This window comes from Mesorhizobium sp. INR15 (genome assembly GCF_015500075.1).
In the GTDB taxonomy this organism is placed as follows: Bacteria; Pseudomonadota; Alphaproteobacteria; order Rhizobiales; family Rhizobiaceae; genus Mesorhizobium.
This window is the reverse complement of the sequence record NZ_CP045496.1, coordinates 6,147,400-6,163,538: the sequence shown is the minus strand read 5'-3', so window position 1 is coordinate 6,163,538 and position 16,139 is coordinate 6,147,400. Positions and strand designations below refer to the sequence as shown.

Here is a 16,139-nt window from a genome sequence, read left to right as displayed (position 1 = left end):
ATGATCACGCTTTACGATTATGAACTGTCGGGCAATTGCTACAAGTTGCGGCTGCTGATGAGCTTCCTCGGCGTCGATTACAAAACCGTGCCGATCGACTTCTATCCCGGCCGCGAACACAAATCGGAATGGTTCCTGAAGCTCAATCCGCTTGGGCAGTTGCCGGTCGTCGACGATGACGGGCTGATCCTGCGCGATGCCCAGGCTATCCTGGTCTATCTCTCGTCGAAATACGATCCGTCGGGCACATGGTATCCAAGGGACAACCCAGCCCTGCTCGGTGAAGTCAGCCAGTGGCTGGCTTTTGCCGACGGCATCACCGCAACCTCGTCGGCGGCCCGCCTGCACGACGCGCTGTTCTACGATTTCGACATCGACGCCGCCCGCGCCGGCGCGCACCGGCTGTTTCGCATTCTCGACGAGCATCTGTGGTTCGGCGAGCAGCAAGGGCGCAACTGGATCTGTTCGGCGGGTCATCCGACCATCGCCGACATTGCCTGCTTTCCCTACATCATCCTGTCGGAGGAAGGGGGCATTCCGCGCCAGGATTATCCCGCAATCCGTCGCTGGTGCGACCGCGTCAAGCGCATCAAAGGGTTTACTGTCATGTCGGGCGTGTTCCCGGCCGGGCCGGCAAAGGCCGCCGCGTAGTCACTTTCGATCACACAAGCCGGGCCACTGCCTCGCGAACGAATTTCTGAGGAGAAGAAAGAATGAAAACCCGCGCCGCGGTTGCCGTTGCTGCTGGAAAGCCGCTTGAGATCATGGAGGTCGATCTCGAGGGACCTCGCGATGGCGAGGTGCTGGTCGAGATCAAGGCGACCGGCATCTGCCATACCGACGAATTCACCTTGTCGGGTGCCGATCCAGAGGGCCTGTTTCCGGCCATCCTCGGCCATGAAGGTGCCGGCGTTGTCGTCGATGTCGGCAAGGGCGTGACGTCGCTCAGGAAAGGCGACCATGTCATCCCGCTCTATACGCCCGAATGCCGCTCGTGCCCGTCCTGCCTGTCGCGCAAGACCAACCTGTGCACGGCGATCCGCGCCACGCAGGGCCAGGGTCTGATGCCGGACGGCTCGTCGCGCTTCTCGATCGGCAAGGACAAGATCTTCCACTACATGGGCTGCTCGACCTTTTCGAACTTCACCGTGCTGCCCGAGATCGCACTGGCCAAGGTCAATCCCGACGCGCCCTTCGACAAGATCTGCTACATCGGCTGCGGCGTCACCACCGGCATCGGTGCGGTCATCAACACCGCCAAGGTCGAGATCGGCGCCACGGCGGTGGTCTTTGGCTTGGGCGGCATTGGCCTCAACGTCATCCAGGGCCTGCGCCTTGCCGGCGCCGACATGATCATCGGTGTCGACCTCAACAACGACAAGAAGGCCTGGGGCGAAAAATTCGGCATGACGCATTTCGTCAATCCGAAGGAGATCGACGGCGATGTCGTGCCTTACCTGGTCAACCTGACCAAACGCGGTGCCGACCAGATCGGCGGCGCCGACTACACGTTCGACTGCACCGGCAACACCAAGGTGATGCGCCAGGCGCTGGAAGCCTCGCATCGCGGCTGGGGCAAGTCAGTGGTCATCGGCGTTGCCGGGGCTGGCCAGGAAATCTCGACACGGCCGTTCCAACTGGTCACCGGACGCACCTGGATGGGCACCGCCTTTGGCGGCGCGCGCGGCCGCACCGACGTGCCCAAGATCGTCGACTGGTACATGGACGGCAAGATCGAGATCGACCCGATGATCACCCACACGCTGAAGCTCGAGGACATCAACAAGGGCTTTGACCTGATGCATGAGGGCAAGTCGATCCGGAGTGTCGTGGTCTACTGACGACAGCCATATGCCGCCAGCCAACCGGCCAGCGACCTCTGTGACTGAAACATGGGAGGAGAAGAACAATGGCGGAGAAACTGCATCCGAAAATCGACAATGGGCTGCCAAGGGAAAGCGCAAGCTTTGCCGGCGGCACCCTGGTCTGCGCCTGCACCAGCAAGCCGGTGAAGGTGAAGGTCAAGGGCCAGATCGCCCACAACCATGCCTGCGGCTGCACCAAATGCTGGAAGCCGGAAGGCGCGGTGTTCTCGGTCGTTGCCGTAGCAGGCACCGGCGATGTCACTGTCACCGAGAACGGCGACAAGCTGAAGGTGGTCGATCCCTCGGCGCTGATCCAGCGCCATGCCTGCACCGGCTGCGGCGTTCACATGCACGGTCCGGTCGAGCGCGACCATCCGTTCAAGGGCCTGTCCTTCATCCACCCCGAGCGCTTCGTCGAGGATGGCTGGTCGCCTCCGGGCTTCACCGCCTTTGTCTCGTCGATCATCGAATCCGGTGTCGACCCAAGCCGCATGGACGGCATCCGGGCGCGGTTGAAGACGATCGGCATCGAACCCTATGACTGCCTCAACCCCGGCCTGATGGACTATATCGCAACCTGGACCGCGAAAAAGTCAGGCGCGCTTCCGGCCTGAGAATGGCCGGTCATGGAAACGTCGGGCTTTTCGTTGACCTCCAGCCTCCCGGCCAGGTCAGCGTGTTCCCAAAGTCCGGCGTCTACCGGCGGTGTGATCGGAGTGCACTTCGATCACACCGCCGGGATTGTTTTCGCGGCGCGAGGTTGCGAGCGGAGCATCCGGCTATTATGCCGGACCGGGATTTCCTGACGAGAAGGCAGAGCTGATGAAGATCGTTTCCACGTCCAAGTCGCATGGCGGTGTCCAAGGCGTGTACTCGCACGCCTCAGAAGCCTGCGCCTGCGACATGACCTTTGCCGTCTTCGTGCCGCCGCAGGCCAAGGATGGACCGGTGCCGGTACTTTGGTATCTGTCGGGCCTCACCTGCACTCACGCCAATGTCATGGACAAGGGCGAATACCGGCGTCTGGCGGCCGAGCTCGGCCTGATCGTGGTCTGTCCCGACACCAGCCCGCGTGGCGAGAGTGTCGCCGACGAAAAGGACAATTGGCAATTCGGCTCCGGCGCCGGCTTCTATGTCGATGCGACGCAGGAGCCCTTCGCCAGGAACTACCGGACGTACTCCTATCTCGTCGAAGAGCTGCCGGCCCTGATCGCCGCGCAGTTCCCCGCCGACATGTCGCGCCAGGCGATCTTCGGCCACTCCATGGGCGGGCATGGCGCGCTGACCATTGCGCTGAAGAACCCCGGACACTACAGGAGCTGCTCGGCCTTCGCGCCGATCGTTCAGCCGATGACGGCGGGCTGGTCGCGGCCGGCCCTGGAAAAATACCTCGGCAAGGCCGAGAAATCCTGGCGCGCTTACGACGCCACGGCATTGATCGAAGACGGACACCGCTTTGGCGAATTCCTGGTCGACCAGGGCACAGCCGATGGCTTCCTCCAGGACGGCCTGCGGCCGTGGCTTCTCGAAGACGTCTGCAGGACGTCCGGCATCGCGCTCACCTTGCGCATGCAGGAAGGCTACGACCATTCCTACAATTTCATCTCGACCTTCATGGACGACCATCTGCGGTGGCATGCCGCGCGGCTGGTCAGGTAGAAGCGCGGCAGGAACTCACTCCGTCAGGATCGTGTTCGAGTCCGGCAACGCCATGCCATAGGCGGTGTCGGCCGCGCCCTCGGCTATGTCGCTGGCCAGCCGGTAGCCCTTGTTGGCGCGCACTTCGCGCGGCGACATTCCGAACTGCTCTGATATCTGGCGCGAAAAGTGGAACGGGTTCTTGTAGCCGCATTGGTAGGCGATGTCGGAGATCGAGAGACCTGTCTGCAAAAGCAGCAAATGACCGCGATGGGCGCGCACCTGCCACAGGTAGCGCATCGGCGTCACGCCGACATGCTTGCGGAAAGACGAGACGAGATGTTGCGGCGTCACGCCGACGAGCGCCGCCAGCCGTTCGACGGAGATTTCCTTTTCGTAGTTTTCGTCGATGTAGAAGCGGGTGCGCAGCACCGAGCGCGGGATAAGCCGCTCTTGCTCCGACATCTGTGCTTCGTGGAAATAGGCGAGGAAGATGGCCTCGCCGAGCGAGTTGCGCAGCATGTTGAGATTGGAACTCGAGCCGGCGCCAAGTTCGATGCCGAGGCGCTGCACCGTGTCGATGCGCTGCGTCAATGCAATGCGCGAAGGCATTGAACGAAGGCGCATCGCAACCGCCTCCGACAGGTCGCCGGCATGCCCCTCACACCAACTGACGCGGGTGTTGCGGCCCTCCAGATATTCGATGAACAGACGGCGCTCGTTGCGAAAGAAGCCACAGCTGCGCGCGCCCATGACCGTCTCGTCGTCGTCGCAGAAAATACGCGCCTTGCCCTCGTGGATGATAAGCAAGGTGACGTAGCGATCCTTGAGCGGGCCATAGACACCGCCTGCCGGATATATCGCTTCGCCGAACGCGAAGCCGCGACCGCCATCGATGAAAGCGTGCATAGCCATGATCCCGCTTGCCGTTGCGTTGGCTTTTGTAACACGGCTAAACGGCCGGTTAAAGTTTAGGCGAGATCAATCTTAACTGCAGATATGCAATAGACACAGACAGGCATTCCTTGAAAAGCAAGGCTGCGGAATACTTCAGCCATGCCCGGCCGAGGTCTCTGCTTCAGTCGGGACAAGCCAGCGAGACTCGTCCTGAGGAGGAAGCGTGTGTTTCTGCCAGCCGACCATTCCAAGACCATGCAAGACCTTCCGCGCGGCTGTACGTTCCCGGCCGGAGACTGGCACATCCTTGCCTCGTTCTGGCATCCCGTGTCCTTCGTCCATGATATCGCCGACAAGCCGGTCCGGGCCCGGCTGCTCGATGTCGACCTGGTGATCTACAAGACGTCGGCCGGCATCACCGTTGCGCGTGACTTGTGCCCGCATCGCGGAACCCGCATCAGTGCTGGCTGGATCGCCGACGACCAGCTGGTGTGCCCCATGCATGGGTTGCATTTCGGGGGTGACGGCGCCTGCTCGAAGATACCTTCGATCGCCAATTCCGAAGGGCGCATTCCACCCAAGCTCAAGCTTGAAATCTATGCGTCCATGGAGCGCTACGGCATCCTCTGGGTCTGTCTCAAGGACAATCCGATTTGGCGCATTCCTGAGTGGGAAGGCATATCAAATCCAGACCTCAGGAAGGTTTATGTGCCGCCTGGCACATGGTATGCGGCGGCCAGCCGTCACGTCGAGAACTTCAATGACGTCGCCCATTTCCCATGGGTTCACACGCAGAGTTTCGGCGGCAGCACCGCGGATCCGATCCCGCCATACGATGTCGAGCAGACGGACTATGGGCTGCGTTTCGAACTGCCTTACCACGAAGGCTTCAACCGTTTCGACGATGGCGTGGAGGGCGACGAGCGCGATGTGGTCTACACCTACGAACTGACCTATCCGTTCTCGACAATCATCAAGATCGCGCCTCAGGGCTCGAACTATGTCGTCTATTTTGCCGACACGGTGTGTCCGGTCTCGGCGCGGGAGACGCGCATCTTCCAGCTGATGACCGACACGACGGGCAACCCGGATACGGACTATTGGGTGAAGGACGCATTGCTCATCAATGATGAGGACAAGCCGATGGTCGAGGAGCAGCACCCCGAGGAATTGCCGCTCGACCTCAGCGAGGAAATCCACGTACCATCCGACCGGATGTCGCTCGAATATCGGCGCGGACTGGTCAAGAGATTTGGGCTTGGCGCACCGATCGCGAGTTGAGCATTGGCGGCCATCGCAACTGGAGACATCAGTAGAACCGATGAATATCCTGTCAAAATCTGCTTCGTTTCCTTGCCGGGAATTGGTGGCGTGACCATGGCTCTGCGTGCCGCGGGTCTGCAGCCGGGCGCCGCGCCTGGTCAAGCACAGCGGCTTCGCCTGCACGTGGCTGGCAAACGGCGCGCCGCCGAGGGGATCGCCGCCTTCGACCTGGTTGCCGAGGACGGCGGCGAATTGCCGGCCTTCATCGCGGGCTCGCATATCGATGTCTATCTGGCGGGTGGTTTGACGCGGCAATATTCGTTGCGAAACAATCCGGCCGAGCGTCATCGCTATTGCATCGGCGTGTTGCGCGAGGTCGCCGGGCGCGGCGGTTCGGCCCATATGCACGACCATCTGAAAGTCGGCGATACGATCGAAACCAGCCTGCCGCGCAATGCTTTTGCGCTCGAGGAAAACGCGCCATTCTCCTTGCTGCTCGCGGGTGGCATCGGCATCACGCCAATCCTGTCGATGGCCCATCGCCTTTCGGCGCTCGGCCGTGACTTCGCCTTCCACTACAGCGCGCGCAGCGCGGAGCGGATGGCATTTCGCAACGAGATGGAGGCCTCCGCCTTTGCCGACAAGGTGCATTTCCACCTTGACGATGGACCTGCCGGGCAGAAGCTGAGCCTTGCAAACCTGCTCGCGCATCGCCCGGTTGGCGCCCAACTCTACGCATGCGGGCCGGGCGGGTTCCTCGATGCGGTGATCGGCTCGGCCAAGGTGCTTTGGCCATCCGAGGCGGTTCATCGCGAGTATTTCGCCAACGCTACGCCGACGACCGGTGACAGGCCGTTCCGCGTGACGCTCGCCGGCGATGGCCGCAGTTTCGACATCGCGCCGGGACGCAGCATTGTCGAGGTGCTCGGCGAAAATGGCATCGAGATTCAGGTGTCTTGCGAACAGGGCATCTGCGGCACCTGCGTGACGCGCGTCATCTCGGGAGTGCCCGACCATCGCGACCTGGTGCTGACCGACAGGCAACGCGCGGCAGGCGATCGCATGACGCCCTGCTGCTCGCGCGCACTGACCGATGAACTGGTGCTGGAGCTTTGAAAAATGACCGGGAGGGGATGCCGATGAACCTGGAACAATTCACAAAGGCGCTGCCGAAGGCCGAACTGCATCTGCATCTTGCCGGATCGGTGAAGGCGGATACTTTCCTCAAGCTCGCCCGCAAGAACGGCGTCGCGCTGCCGGAATTCGACAAGATCGAAGACCTCTATCGCTACGACAATCTAGTCGACTTCCTGCAGATCTACGATCTCGTCGCGCGTTCCGTCGTCGATGCCGACGATTTCCACCTCATCACCTATGAAGCGCTTGCGCATGTCGCCAATGCCGGCGGCCGCTATGTCGAATTCTTCTTCAGCCCGCAGGTGCATCAGGACGCCGGCATCAGTTACCAGACGATGTTCGGCGGCCTGCTCAAGGCCATGGACGATGCCGAAACCGATTTCGGCCTGATGTCGCGGCTTATCCCAGCAATCAATCGCGAACTCACCATCGAGCGCAGTTTCGAATTCCTTGACCTCGTGCTGCCGTTCCGCTCCGACAAGGTGATCGGCATCGGTCTCGATTATGACGAAGAGCCGTTTCCTCCGGCGCCGTTCAAGCCGGTCTACGACAAGGCGAAGAAGGCAGGCATGCGGCTTACCGCCCATGCAGGCGAGGGCGGACCGGCCGCCAATGTGCGCGATGCGCTTGATCTGCTGTCCGTGGAGCGCATCGATCATGGCTACAGGGTCATGGAGGATCCGGAGCTTGTCGCGCGCTGCATCGCGGAAGACATCGCCTTTACCGTCTGCCCGAGCTCGACGGTGATCCTGACCCACTGGCGCGATCTGACGACCGCCGACCATCCTATCCGCACGATGCTGGATGCGGGCCTCAAGCTCGTGGTCGACACCGACGATCCGCCGATGCTGCAGACGGACCTCGCCAAGGAATACCGCCTGCTTGGCGAAACCATGTCGCTCGACCGCAGGACGCTCGCCGACCTCGCGCTCAATTCTCTTGACGCGGCATGGCTGGATGACAGCACGAAGCGCGATTGGCGTGCCTCATGGTCGGCGGAAATCGACGGCCTCCTGACGGCATCGGAGGACCCTGCGTACAGCAACTGAGATGGCCACCGCCCCGGGAGAGGCGGAGCCGGAAGATAAAATAAAAACAACGGGATGCAACCCAAAATAACCCCAGAGGGAAAGGCAGAATCCTATGATTACCACCTTCATCAGAAGACTGGCGACGCTGGTAGCGCTCGTTATCGCGCTGATCGCGATGAATCAGGCGAAATCGCAAGCAGCCGAGCCGGATAAGCTTCGCATTGCCGTCATCCTCTCCGCCGGCATTGAAAGCGGCTGGGACGGCACGTTGATCGAAGCGCTGGAGCGCGTGAAAGCCAAGAAGCCGCACGGCCTCGACATCACCTGGAAATACACCGACCCGCTATGGGGCGACGACGCCGGCGACGCGATGCGGCTGTTCGCCGAAAGCGGCCAGTATGACATCATCTGGGCCAACAGCACCTATTCGGACCAGGTGAAAAAACTCAAGGACGAGTTTCCCAACATCCTGTTTGTCGTTGTCGGCTCCGGCAATGAGGGTCTCGGCGGCAACCAGTACTGGATCTACAAGCGCGTGCACGAACCGGCCTATCTGCTCGGCTTCATCGCTGGCAAGATGTCTAAGTCCAACAAGCTCGGCGCTGTCGGCACGTTCGTGGCCGATGACGTGAATGACGAGATCAACGCCTTTTTCGCAGGCGCCAAGGCAGCAAACTCAAAGATCGAGAGAACCGTCGCCTTCATCGAATCCTGGTATGATCCTGCCAAGGCTTCGGAATTTACCGCGGCCCAGATTGCCACGGGCGCGGACCTGGTCTTTCAGCTGACCGGCACCTTCAAGCCATGCGAAGAAGCCAAGATCTTGTGCTTCGGCAACTTCCAGGACCAGAACTCGTTCTCGCCATCGACGATCCTTTCCAGCACGGTCTCGCTATGGGATCCGGACATCAACCTGATCGTCGATGCGTGGTGGGCCCATGTGGCGGAGGGAAAGCCATATGCCGGCAACACCGAGAAGCATTGGTTCCCGATGAAGGACGGCGGCTCGACAATGGCGCCCTATCACGAGCTTGAGGCGAAGCTGCCGGAGAACGTCCGCGCCGAGGTTGAAGAGCTGAAGGCCAAGATCATGGCCGGAACCTTCGAAGTGCCGCTCGACGTGTCGGATCCAAAGGCACACTGAGCTGGAGCCTGTTCCATCCCGATGGAATCGGAACGGGCTCCATCTGTTTGTGGAGCATGAAAACCGGTACCCGCTTTTCGGGATCATGCTCTAGTTGGATTGCCGGCCGCGACCTGCCGCCGAGGCTGTCGCGGCCGCTGCTTCTGTCTCCAGCTTTTCGGTGCTTGCCATGTCCACTGCCCTGCGTGTCGAAGGCCTGACCAAGCGTTTCGCCGGCGTTGCCGCGAACGACCATGTCGACTTTGACCTCCGCCCCGGCGAAATCCATTGCCTGTTTGGCGAAAATGGAGCCGGAAAATCAACGCTTTCGTCGTGCATCTTCGGTCTGTATCGCCCTGACGAAGGGCAGACACTCGTCCGCGACGAGCCGGTTCATATCGGTTCGCCCATCGACGCGATCCGCCTTGGCATCGGGATGGTGCACCAGCATTTCGTGCTGGTGCCGGAATTCACCGTCCTGGAAAACATCATCGTCGGCACGCAGCGCTCGGGCTGGCGGCTCAACGCAGCCGGAGCCAGGCAGAAGCTGAGGGGCATCTGCGATGGATATGGCATCGAAATGGATCTTGATGCCTATGTTTGGGAGTTGCCGGTAGGCCGCCAGCAATGGGTCGAGATATTGAAGGCGCTTTATCTCGACGCCCGGATTCTCATCCTGGACGAGCCCACGGCGGTGCTAACACCGGGGGAGTCACGCATCCTCTTCGACATCATCGGCAAAATGTGCGCGCGCGGCCTGTCGATCATCCTCATCACTCACAAGCTGGTCGAGGTGATGCAGTCGAACCGTGTCACGGTGCTGCGCAAGGGCAAGGTGGTGGCAACGCTCGATACCGCCGATACGTCGCCTGACGAACTCGCCCGGCTGATGGTTGGCCGCGACGTGTCGTTCACCATCACCAAGCCGGACCTGAAGCCGGGCGAGACGGTGGTTGCCGTGGAAAAGCTCACCGCGCATGGCCATTGGGGCGAGGCGGTGCTGAAGGACGTTTCCTTCTCGGTCGCGGCTTACGAAATCCTCGGCATCGCCGGCGTCGCGGGCAATGGCCAGAAGGAGCTGTTCGAGGTGCTGTGCGGTGTGCGCAAGCCCGTGGCCGGAACGATCCGGCTCAAGGGCGAGAATGTCGCCGGCCTGACACCGCGCTGCCTGATGGATCGAGGGGTCGGCCATATTCCGGACGACCGTTTCCGCGAGGGCCTGGTGCCTGAGTTCAGCGTCGCCGAGAACCTGGTGCTCGGCTGGCAGCGCAGCCCGAAATACCGGAGCGGCCCGCTGATCAATGGCAAGGCCATCACCGAACTGTCGCGGCAGATGATCGGCGAGTACCAGATCGCCACCCGCGACGAAAAAGTCGCGGCCGGAAAGCTGTCGGGCGGCAATGCGCAGAAGATCATCATAGCGCGCGAATTCCTGCATGCTTCCGGGCTGATGCTCGCCAACCAGCCGACACGCGGCCTCGACGTCGGCGTCATCGAATATGTGCAGTCGCAACTGCTCAAGAAACGTGCCGAAGGCTTCGCCATCGTCCTCGCCTCGGAGGAACTGAGCGACCTGTTCGGTCTCGCCGACCGTATCGCGGTCATGTTCAAGGGCGAGATCATGGGCATCGTCGACCCCAAGAAGACAACGGTCTCGGAAGTCGGCGCCATGATGACCGGACGCAAGGAAGGGGCCACCCCATGATCCGCTTCGAACCACGAACCGAGCGTGACGGCCTGTGGACCGCCGCCGCCTTCGCCATGGCCATTGCCGCCGGTCTTGCCGTGTCCGCACTGCTGCTCGCCTCGACCGGCGCCAATGTCGGCCAGGTCTTCTCGGCGCTCGTGCAAGGCGCCGTCGGCTCGCCCAAGGCGATAGCGACAACGCTGGTCAAGGCGACACCGATCATCCTTACCGGGCTGGCCACGGTCATTGCCTTCCGCGCCCAGCTGTGGAGCATTGGCCAGGAAGGCCAGGTGTTTGCCGGCGCCATGGGCGGCTATCTTGGTGCGCAACTGCTCGCCGGCCTGCCAGCCGTGGCGTTCTTTCCCGGCGTGCTGGTTTTCGGCATGGCCGCCGGTGTGGCATTTGGCTGGCTCGCCGCCGTGCTCAAGAATCGGTTCGGCGTCAATGAGATCATCTCGACGGTGATGCTCAACTATCTCATCGTCTATCTGCTCTCCTGGATGCTGCAGGGCGGCCCGTGGGGTGAGAGCGGCGGCACGATTTCCTACCAACAGTCGCCCATGCTGCCCAGCGACGCCTTCCTGCCCGCGTTGTTTGGCAGCAGCAGGTTGCACGCAGGTGTGCTGCTGCCTTTCATCGCCGCGGCCATCTGCTCGCTGGTGCTGTCGCGGACACCGCTTGGCTACGAGATCCGTGGCCTCGGCTACAATCCCGAGGCGCTGCGGCACAAGGGCGTCAACATCGGCCGCACGGTCACCATCATCCTGATGGCAAGCGGGGCGCTCGCTTCACTTGCCGGCGCGGTCGAGCTGTTCGGCGTGGCGCACAGGCTGCGCGCCGATAATCTTGTCGGGCTTGGCTATGCCGGCATCATCGTCGGCATGATCGGCGGCCTGCGGCCGCTCGGCACGGTCATGGCCGGGCTGTTCTTCGGCGGGCTCGCCAGCGGCGCCGTCTATATGCGCGTGCTTGGCGACGTGCCAGCTGCGCTGGTGCCGGCCATCCAGGGCATCACCTTGTTCTTCTTCCTCTGCGCCGGTGTGCTGGCGCGTTACCGTGTCGTGAAGGTTGCCGTCCAATGAACCAGCTGTTCCAGGAAGCGATCATCATCAGCATCCTTGCCTCGACCATCCGCATCATGACGCCACTGCTGTTTTCGGCGATGGGCGAACTCATCACCCAGCGCGCCGGCATCTGGAACATGGGTGTAGAAGGCACGATGCTGACCGGCGCATTCGCCGCCTATATCGCCGCCACGGCGACCGGCTCGCTGTGGCTCGCGGTTGTCGCTGCCATCATTGCCGGCGCCCTAATGGGAGCCATCATCGCCTTCATGACCGCGACCTTGCGCGTTGACCACTTCATCGCCGGTCTCGGGCTCAACCTGCTTGCGGGCGGGCTCACGCTCTACTGGTTCCAGAGCTACATCCAGGGCCGGGCCCAGCCGACTTTCTCCGGTTTCCAGGATATCGCCATCCCGCTGCTCTCCGACATTCCAATCATCGGGCCGGTGTTGTTCTCGCAACGCGCGCTGACCTATGTCGCGCTGCTGGTTGTGCCGGCGGTGTGGTTCCTGCTCTACCGCACCCGCTACGGTCTCGAACTGCGCTGCCTTGGCGAGAACCCGAAGGCTCTCGACGTCAAGGGCCTGAGCGTGACGGCCCGCCAGTTCGCGGCGGTGATGCTTGGCAGCGCGCTGACGGGGCTCGGCGGCGGCTTTCTCATGCTCGGCTTCTCGGACCGCTTCCTAGCCGACTTCACCGCCGGCCGCGGCTGGATCGTGGTCGTGGCCTTGATCGCCGGCAACTGGAAACCAAAGGGCGTGCTGCTGGCGGTGACCACCTTCGCCTTCCTCGAGTCGCTTGCCACGCATCTGCAGGTGGTGGGCGCGCAGGTGCCGCACCAGTTGCTGCTGGCGCTGCCCTATCTCGCCTCGATCGTGCTGCTCATGGGAGTGCGCTTCCGCAGTGGCCAGCCGGCGCGGCTCGGCATACCCTACAAGAGAGGGTAGGGAGCGGTCCGCATTTTCAGCCCGCAGTCATGCGGGCGAATGATCGGCACGGCTCAGAATGCCGTGTCGCGCGGGTTTTCCAGGACGTCGCTGGGCGCCCGGTAGCCCTTGTTGGCGCGAACCTCGGTGGGCGTCATGCCGAAATTCTGCCGGATGTGGCGCGAGAAATGAAACGGGTTCTTGTATCCGCATTGATAGGCGATTTCGGACACCGAAAGCCCGCTCTGCATTAGCAAGGCCCGACCGCGATTGGCCCGGATCTGCCAGAGATACCGCATGGGTGTGAGACCCAGGTGCTTGCTGAAGGAAGATATGAAGTGCTGCGGCGTCAGGTTGGCGATCGAAGCCAGCTGCCCGATGGTGATTTCGCTCTCGATATTCTCATCGATATGCTTCTTTGCACGCTGCACAGGCTTGGGAATAAACCGGTCGCGTTCATTGATCCGCGCTTCGTAAAAGAACGCCGTGTACAAAGCCTGCCCAACCGCGTTGCGCACCTGGTTCAATCCGGTGTTCGATGAGAAACCCAGATCGACGCCAACGCGCTGAAGCGCGTTCAGCCGTTCGGAAAAGGTGATCACAGGGCTCGCGCCCCCAAGTGGCGAAGCCTCGGATTCCCACAGCTTGCCGGGAACTCCCTCGCACCATCCGACACGGTGCTGGAGATCCCGTTCCATTTCGATCAGGAACAGATTGTCGTTTTTGAAAAAGGCCGCTTGCCCACCAGCCAGGCTGGTCGTTTCGTTGTCGCAGGTGACCTTGACCAACCCTTCGTAGACGAAGATCAGGCTGACATATCTGTTGGTCAAAGGGCCATAGATGCCTCCCCTGGAGTAGACGATCTCGCCGAACGCGAATCCATGATCGGCGTCTACGATGGTTTCCATGGTGTCCTGCCCAGTCGACCCGGATCGGCTCGAAAATTGGCCGCGATTGTCGGCGGCGTGATGCGTAAATCCAGAAAGCTGGAGTGAAGCGCAAGGCTCAACTTACAGGCCGCGCCTTCAGTTGAACAAGCACAATCGCGCAATGCGTTGGATAAAACTCGTTTCAATCTTCATTCTGGATATGGAATGGGACCAGGGCGGCATTCAACTCGCGAACTGGACGCAGGAGAATGGGCGAACTCAACTGAACGAGGATTGCGACGATGCTGGACAATATCAGCCTGGCGGCCGGGGCCCGCGCCGAAACCGTGGCGGCGTGCGAGGGCACGCCATTTCACCAGGCGACCAGCGGCCAGGTGCGGACGACGTGGTGGTACACCTGGGACAAGTACATCGTTCCGGATGTCTATACGAGCATGCCAAAGGAGCTCGCGGCGATCCGCAATGCCGTTGCCATGATCGACATGTCGCCGCTGCCGAAGATGGAAATTCGTGGCGCCGATGCCCATCGCTTGATCGATCGGCTGATGACCCGCGACATGCGCCGGCTTGAGGTCGACCATGTGATGTATACGCCCTGGTGCAACGAAGATGGGTTCATCGTCGGTGACGGGCTGGTCTTCAGGCTGACGCAGGACAGGTTCGTCGTTTCAGGCGAGACCAGCCACGCCTGGTTTGCCAGCCAGGCTGTCGGCCTCGATGTCGAGTTCCGCAACGCGTCCGACGATTACGGCATTCTGTCGTTGCAAGGCCCAAGGTCATTCGACCTCATGCAGGCCGCGACCGGGCACGACTGGTCGAGCCTGAAATTCTCCCAGATTGGCCGCGCCACCATCGCGGGCGTCGATCTCTTCGTGGCGCGGCAGGGTTTCACGGGCGAGCGCGGCTTCGAGCTGTGGGTGCCGAGAGAGGGCGGGGCCGCGGTCTGGCGGCATCTTCAGTCAGCCGGCCAGGTGTTTGGGGTGACCTGTGCGGGAGAATACGCTGTCGACGTGGCGCGCATTGAAGCAGGTCTTATCCTGGTTTCGGCGGACTATAATGGTGCGGGACCCGATCCTCGCACCGCACGCGTCGAGGTCGTCGACGATCTGCAAATAACGCCTTTTGAAGCTAGTCTTGGACGGTTGGTCGACCTCGATCACGACTTTGTCGGGCGGGATGCCCTAAAGGCCGCGCAAGCTTCGCTCGAGCCGAAACGGCGCTTCGTTGGCCTCCGCTATGACGCGATGGAAATCGTCCGCGCTGCGGCTGAAAAGAGCGCCTATGGGACGGCGTTGTCCCGGGTGTTCTGGGGATCGATGCAGGCCTTCAAGGAAGGGCAACTCGTCGGCCGCGCCTCGAGCCTTGCCTACAGTCCGACGTTGCGGCAGGCGATCAGCTTCGGCTTCCTCCCCGAGGAGCTTTTATCGCCGGGTTCCACGATCGAAGTGGAATTGAAGGACGATGAAGGCGCCAGCCTCGGCTTGGTCGGCGCCACCGTCGTGCCGCTTCCGTTCGTCGAGATCAGGCGTTCCAAGGCCTGATGCCGAGACGTTCGTGACGGGGCATCTTTGATCTCTGGGATAGCTCCGGATCCGCCGGGTGCTCCGCGCCGGAGGCGTGGGCCGGGCACTCGCACCCGCCGATCGACATCACCGCAATCAGCCGCCGGATAACAGCCGGCGCGCGAAGCCACCGTCACCCGGAGCAAGTCATGCCCGAACCGAAGCACGTTCCTGCGCCCAGCCGAGCTCCGGTATCGGGTCTTCTCGACCAGGGTGTTTCCATAGAACTCGCTCCCGCCCAGGCCGCCGGATTCAATCCTTCGCCCGAAGCCTTTCCACCGGGATCAAGGGTTTTCCTGACCCACCTTGCCGGCAAGCCCGTTGCCGCGCAGGCCGAAGCCGCAAGGCAACTGAAAGCGGCCGGCTTCGTTCCGGTTCCGCATCTCGGCGCCAGGCACTTCGAGACGGCCAGGGATTTCGCCGATCTTGTTGAGGCGCACAGCCGCAACGGCGTTTCCGAAGCGTTGTTTGTCGGTGGCAATCCTTTGTTCTCCAGCGGTCCGTTCGCCGAGGCCGCCGATCTGCTTGCCCATCCCGCGCTTGCGGCCAGCACGATCGGCACGGCCTTCATCGGCGGCTATCCCGAAGGCCATCCCGCGATTGCGCAGGATGCGCTTGCCGATGCCCTGCAGCGCAAGGTCGCAATCTGCCGCGAGCGGGAACTGGCGCCACGGCTTGTCTCCCAGTTCGCCTTCGACGGCTGGATGATGGCGGATTGGGCATTGAACGTGCGGCGCGCCCATCCCGACCTGCCGATCCATCTTGGCCTGGCCGGCGTGACGTCGCTGACCAAGCTGCTCAAATTCGCGATGCTGTGCGGGGTAGGGCCCTCGTTGGCCGCACTGCGCCGTTCAGGAGCCGGGCTATTCAATGTGCTTGCCGAGAAGAACCCCGGCGACCTGATCGAAGCCATCGAAGCGCATTTTCCGGCGGAGCATCCGCGGCTCTTCGCGCATTTCTTCCCGTTTGGCGGCTGGGAGAAGTCGCTTGGCTGGCTGAGCGACTACCGCCGCATCCGGCTTGGAGCCGCAGGGCCGGTTTAGAACCATTTGCCAT

The 16,139-nt window shown here is 61.9% G+C and carries 15 protein-coding genes; 13 read left to right on the top strand and 2 right to left on the bottom strand.

Translation table 11 applies throughout. The features are described 5' to 3' along the window. From GA829_RS29985 to fghA, 4 genes are all read left to right on the top strand, one after another. Positions 1-651 (top strand): glutathione S-transferase family protein, encoded by a 651-nt coding sequence (locus GA829_RS29985; protein WP_195176159.1) that lies wholly within the window; start codon positions 1-3, stop codon positions 649-651. 62 nt (positions 652-713) lie between these two features. Then, entirely contained in the window at positions 714-1,841 is a 1,128-nt protein-coding gene (locus tag GA829_RS29980; RefSeq protein ID WP_195174392.1) for an S-(hydroxymethyl)glutathione dehydrogenase/class III alcohol dehydrogenase, read from the top strand. Between the two features lie 68 nt (positions 1,842-1,909). Further along, entirely contained in the window at positions 1,910-2,479 is a 570-nt protein-coding gene (gene gfa / locus GA829_RS29975; RefSeq protein WP_195176158.1) for an S-(hydroxymethyl)glutathione synthase, read from the top strand. Positions 2,480-2,687: 208 nt separating this feature from the next. After that, positions 2,688-3,524 (top strand): S-formylglutathione hydrolase, encoded by an 837-nt coding sequence (gene fghA, locus GA829_RS29970; RefSeq protein ID WP_195176157.1) that lies wholly within the window; start codon positions 2,688-2,690, stop codon positions 3,522-3,524. Between the two features lie 15 nt (positions 3,525-3,539). Here the strand turns inward: fghA and GA829_RS29965 are convergent, their stop codons facing one another. After that, positions 3,540-4,412: a helix-turn-helix transcriptional regulator gene (locus GA829_RS29965; RefSeq protein WP_195176156.1), complete on the bottom strand. Its 873-nt coding sequence runs from the start codon at positions 4,410-4,412 to the stop codon at positions 3,540-3,542. Positions 4,413-4,625: 213 nt separating this feature from the next. On the opposite strand from GA829_RS29965, the gene GA829_RS29960 reads away from it, so the two are divergent. The 7 genes from GA829_RS29960 to GA829_RS29930 all read left to right on the top strand — a co-directional run bounded on the left by GA829_RS29960 (position 4,626) and on the right by GA829_RS29930 (position 12,652). Beyond that, positions 4,626-5,681, top strand: coding sequence for an aromatic ring-hydroxylating oxygenase subunit alpha (locus GA829_RS29960; RefSeq protein ID WP_195176155.1), 1,056 nt, complete (start codon positions 4,626-4,628; stop codon positions 5,679-5,681). A gap of 3 nt (positions 5,682-5,684) precedes the next feature. Then, positions 5,685-6,779 carry a PDR/VanB family oxidoreductase gene (locus tag GA829_RS29955; RefSeq protein ID WP_210337709.1) on the top strand — a complete coding sequence of 365 codons (1,095 nt, stop codon included), beginning with the start codon at positions 5,685-5,687 and terminating at the stop codon, positions 6,777-6,779. Positions 6,780-6,802: 23 nt separating this feature from the next. After that, a complete protein-coding gene (gene add / locus GA829_RS29950; protein ID WP_195176154.1) occupies positions 6,803-7,849 on the top strand; it encodes an adenosine deaminase in 1,047 nt (348 codons plus the stop codon). Between the two features lie 94 nt (positions 7,850-7,943). Continuing rightward, complete coding sequence (locus GA829_RS29945) at positions 7,944-8,975, top strand: BMP family lipoprotein (RefSeq protein WP_195176153.1); 1,032 nt, start codon at positions 7,944-7,946, stop codon at positions 8,973-8,975. 169 nt (positions 8,976-9,144) lie between these two features. Then, positions 9,145-10,659, top strand: coding sequence for an ABC transporter ATP-binding protein (locus tag GA829_RS29940; RefSeq protein ID WP_195176152.1), 1,515 nt, complete (start codon positions 9,145-9,147; stop codon positions 10,657-10,659). Further along, complete coding sequence (locus tag GA829_RS29935; protein ID WP_195176151.1) at positions 10,656-11,723, top strand: ABC transporter permease; 1,068 nt, start codon at positions 10,656-10,658, stop codon at positions 11,721-11,723. The genes GA829_RS29940 and GA829_RS29935 overlap by 4 nt, the downstream gene beginning before the upstream one ends. After that, positions 11,720-12,652 carry an ABC transporter permease gene (locus GA829_RS29930; protein WP_195176150.1) on the top strand — a complete coding sequence of 311 codons (933 nt, stop codon included), beginning with the start codon at positions 11,720-11,722 and terminating at the stop codon, positions 12,650-12,652. Before GA829_RS29935 ends, GA829_RS29930 begins: the two co-directional genes overlap by 4 nt. A gap of 53 nt (positions 12,653-12,705) precedes the next feature. Here GA829_RS29930 and GA829_RS29925 read toward each other — a convergent pair whose 3' ends face one another. Next, entirely contained in the window at positions 12,706-13,539 is an 834-nt protein-coding gene (locus GA829_RS29925; protein WP_195176149.1) for a helix-turn-helix domain-containing protein, read from the bottom strand. Between the two features lie 263 nt (positions 13,540-13,802). Here GA829_RS29925 and GA829_RS29920 point away from each other — a divergent pair, with 263 nt between their 5' ends. Both GA829_RS29920 and GA829_RS29915 read left to right on the top strand, forming a co-directional pair. Continuing rightward, complete coding sequence (locus GA829_RS29920) at positions 13,803-15,062, top strand: aminomethyltransferase family protein (protein ID WP_195176148.1); 1,260 nt, start codon at positions 13,803-13,805, stop codon at positions 15,060-15,062. Between the two features lie 170 nt (positions 15,063-15,232). Next, positions 15,233-16,126, top strand: coding sequence for a methylenetetrahydrofolate reductase (locus GA829_RS29915; protein ID WP_195176147.1), 894 nt, complete (start codon positions 15,233-15,235; stop codon positions 16,124-16,126). Positions 16,127-16,139: the final 13 nt, after the last annotated feature.

Bases quoted from the DNA above. Each gene is read 5' to 3' on its own strand.
- GA829_RS29985 (WP_195176159.1), top strand. From the start codon at position 1: ATGATCACGCTTTACGATTATGAACTGTCGGGCAATTGCTACAAGTTG.
- GA829_RS29980 (WP_195174392.1), top strand. From the start codon at position 714: ATGAAAACCCGCGCCGCGGTTGCCGTTGCTGCTGGAAAGCCGCTTGAG.
- gfa (WP_195176158.1), top strand. From the start codon at position 1,910: ATGGCGGAGAAACTGCATCCGAAAATCGACAATGGGCTGCCAAGGGAA.
- fghA (WP_195176157.1), top strand. From the start codon at position 2,688: ATGAAGATCGTTTCCACGTCCAAGTCGCATGGCGGTGTCCAAGGCGTG.
- GA829_RS29965 (WP_195176156.1), bottom strand. From the start codon at position 4,412: ATGCACGCTTTCATCGATGGCGGTCGCGGCTTCGCGTTCGGCGAAGCG.
- add (WP_195176154.1), top strand. From the start codon at position 6,803: ATGAACCTGGAACAATTCACAAAGGCGCTGCCGAAGGCCGAACTGCAT.
- GA829_RS29945 (WP_195176153.1), top strand. From the start codon at position 7,944: ATGATTACCACCTTCATCAGAAGACTGGCGACGCTGGTAGCGCTCGTT.
- GA829_RS29940 (WP_195176152.1), top strand. From the start codon at position 9,145: ATGTCCACTGCCCTGCGTGTCGAAGGCCTGACCAAGCGTTTCGCCGGC.
- GA829_RS29935 (WP_195176151.1), top strand. From the start codon at position 10,656: ATGATCCGCTTCGAACCACGAACCGAGCGTGACGGCCTGTGGACCGCC.
- GA829_RS29930 (WP_195176150.1), top strand. From the start codon at position 11,720: ATGAACCAGCTGTTCCAGGAAGCGATCATCATCAGCATCCTTGCCTCG.
- GA829_RS29925 (WP_195176149.1), bottom strand. From the start codon at position 13,539: ATGGAAACCATCGTAGACGCCGATCATGGATTCGCGTTCGGCGAGATC.
- GA829_RS29920 (WP_195176148.1), top strand. From the start codon at position 13,803: ATGCTGGACAATATCAGCCTGGCGGCCGGGGCCCGCGCCGAAACCGTG.
- GA829_RS29915 (WP_195176147.1), top strand. From the start codon at position 15,233: ATGCCCGAACCGAAGCACGTTCCTGCGCCCAGCCGAGCTCCGGTATCG.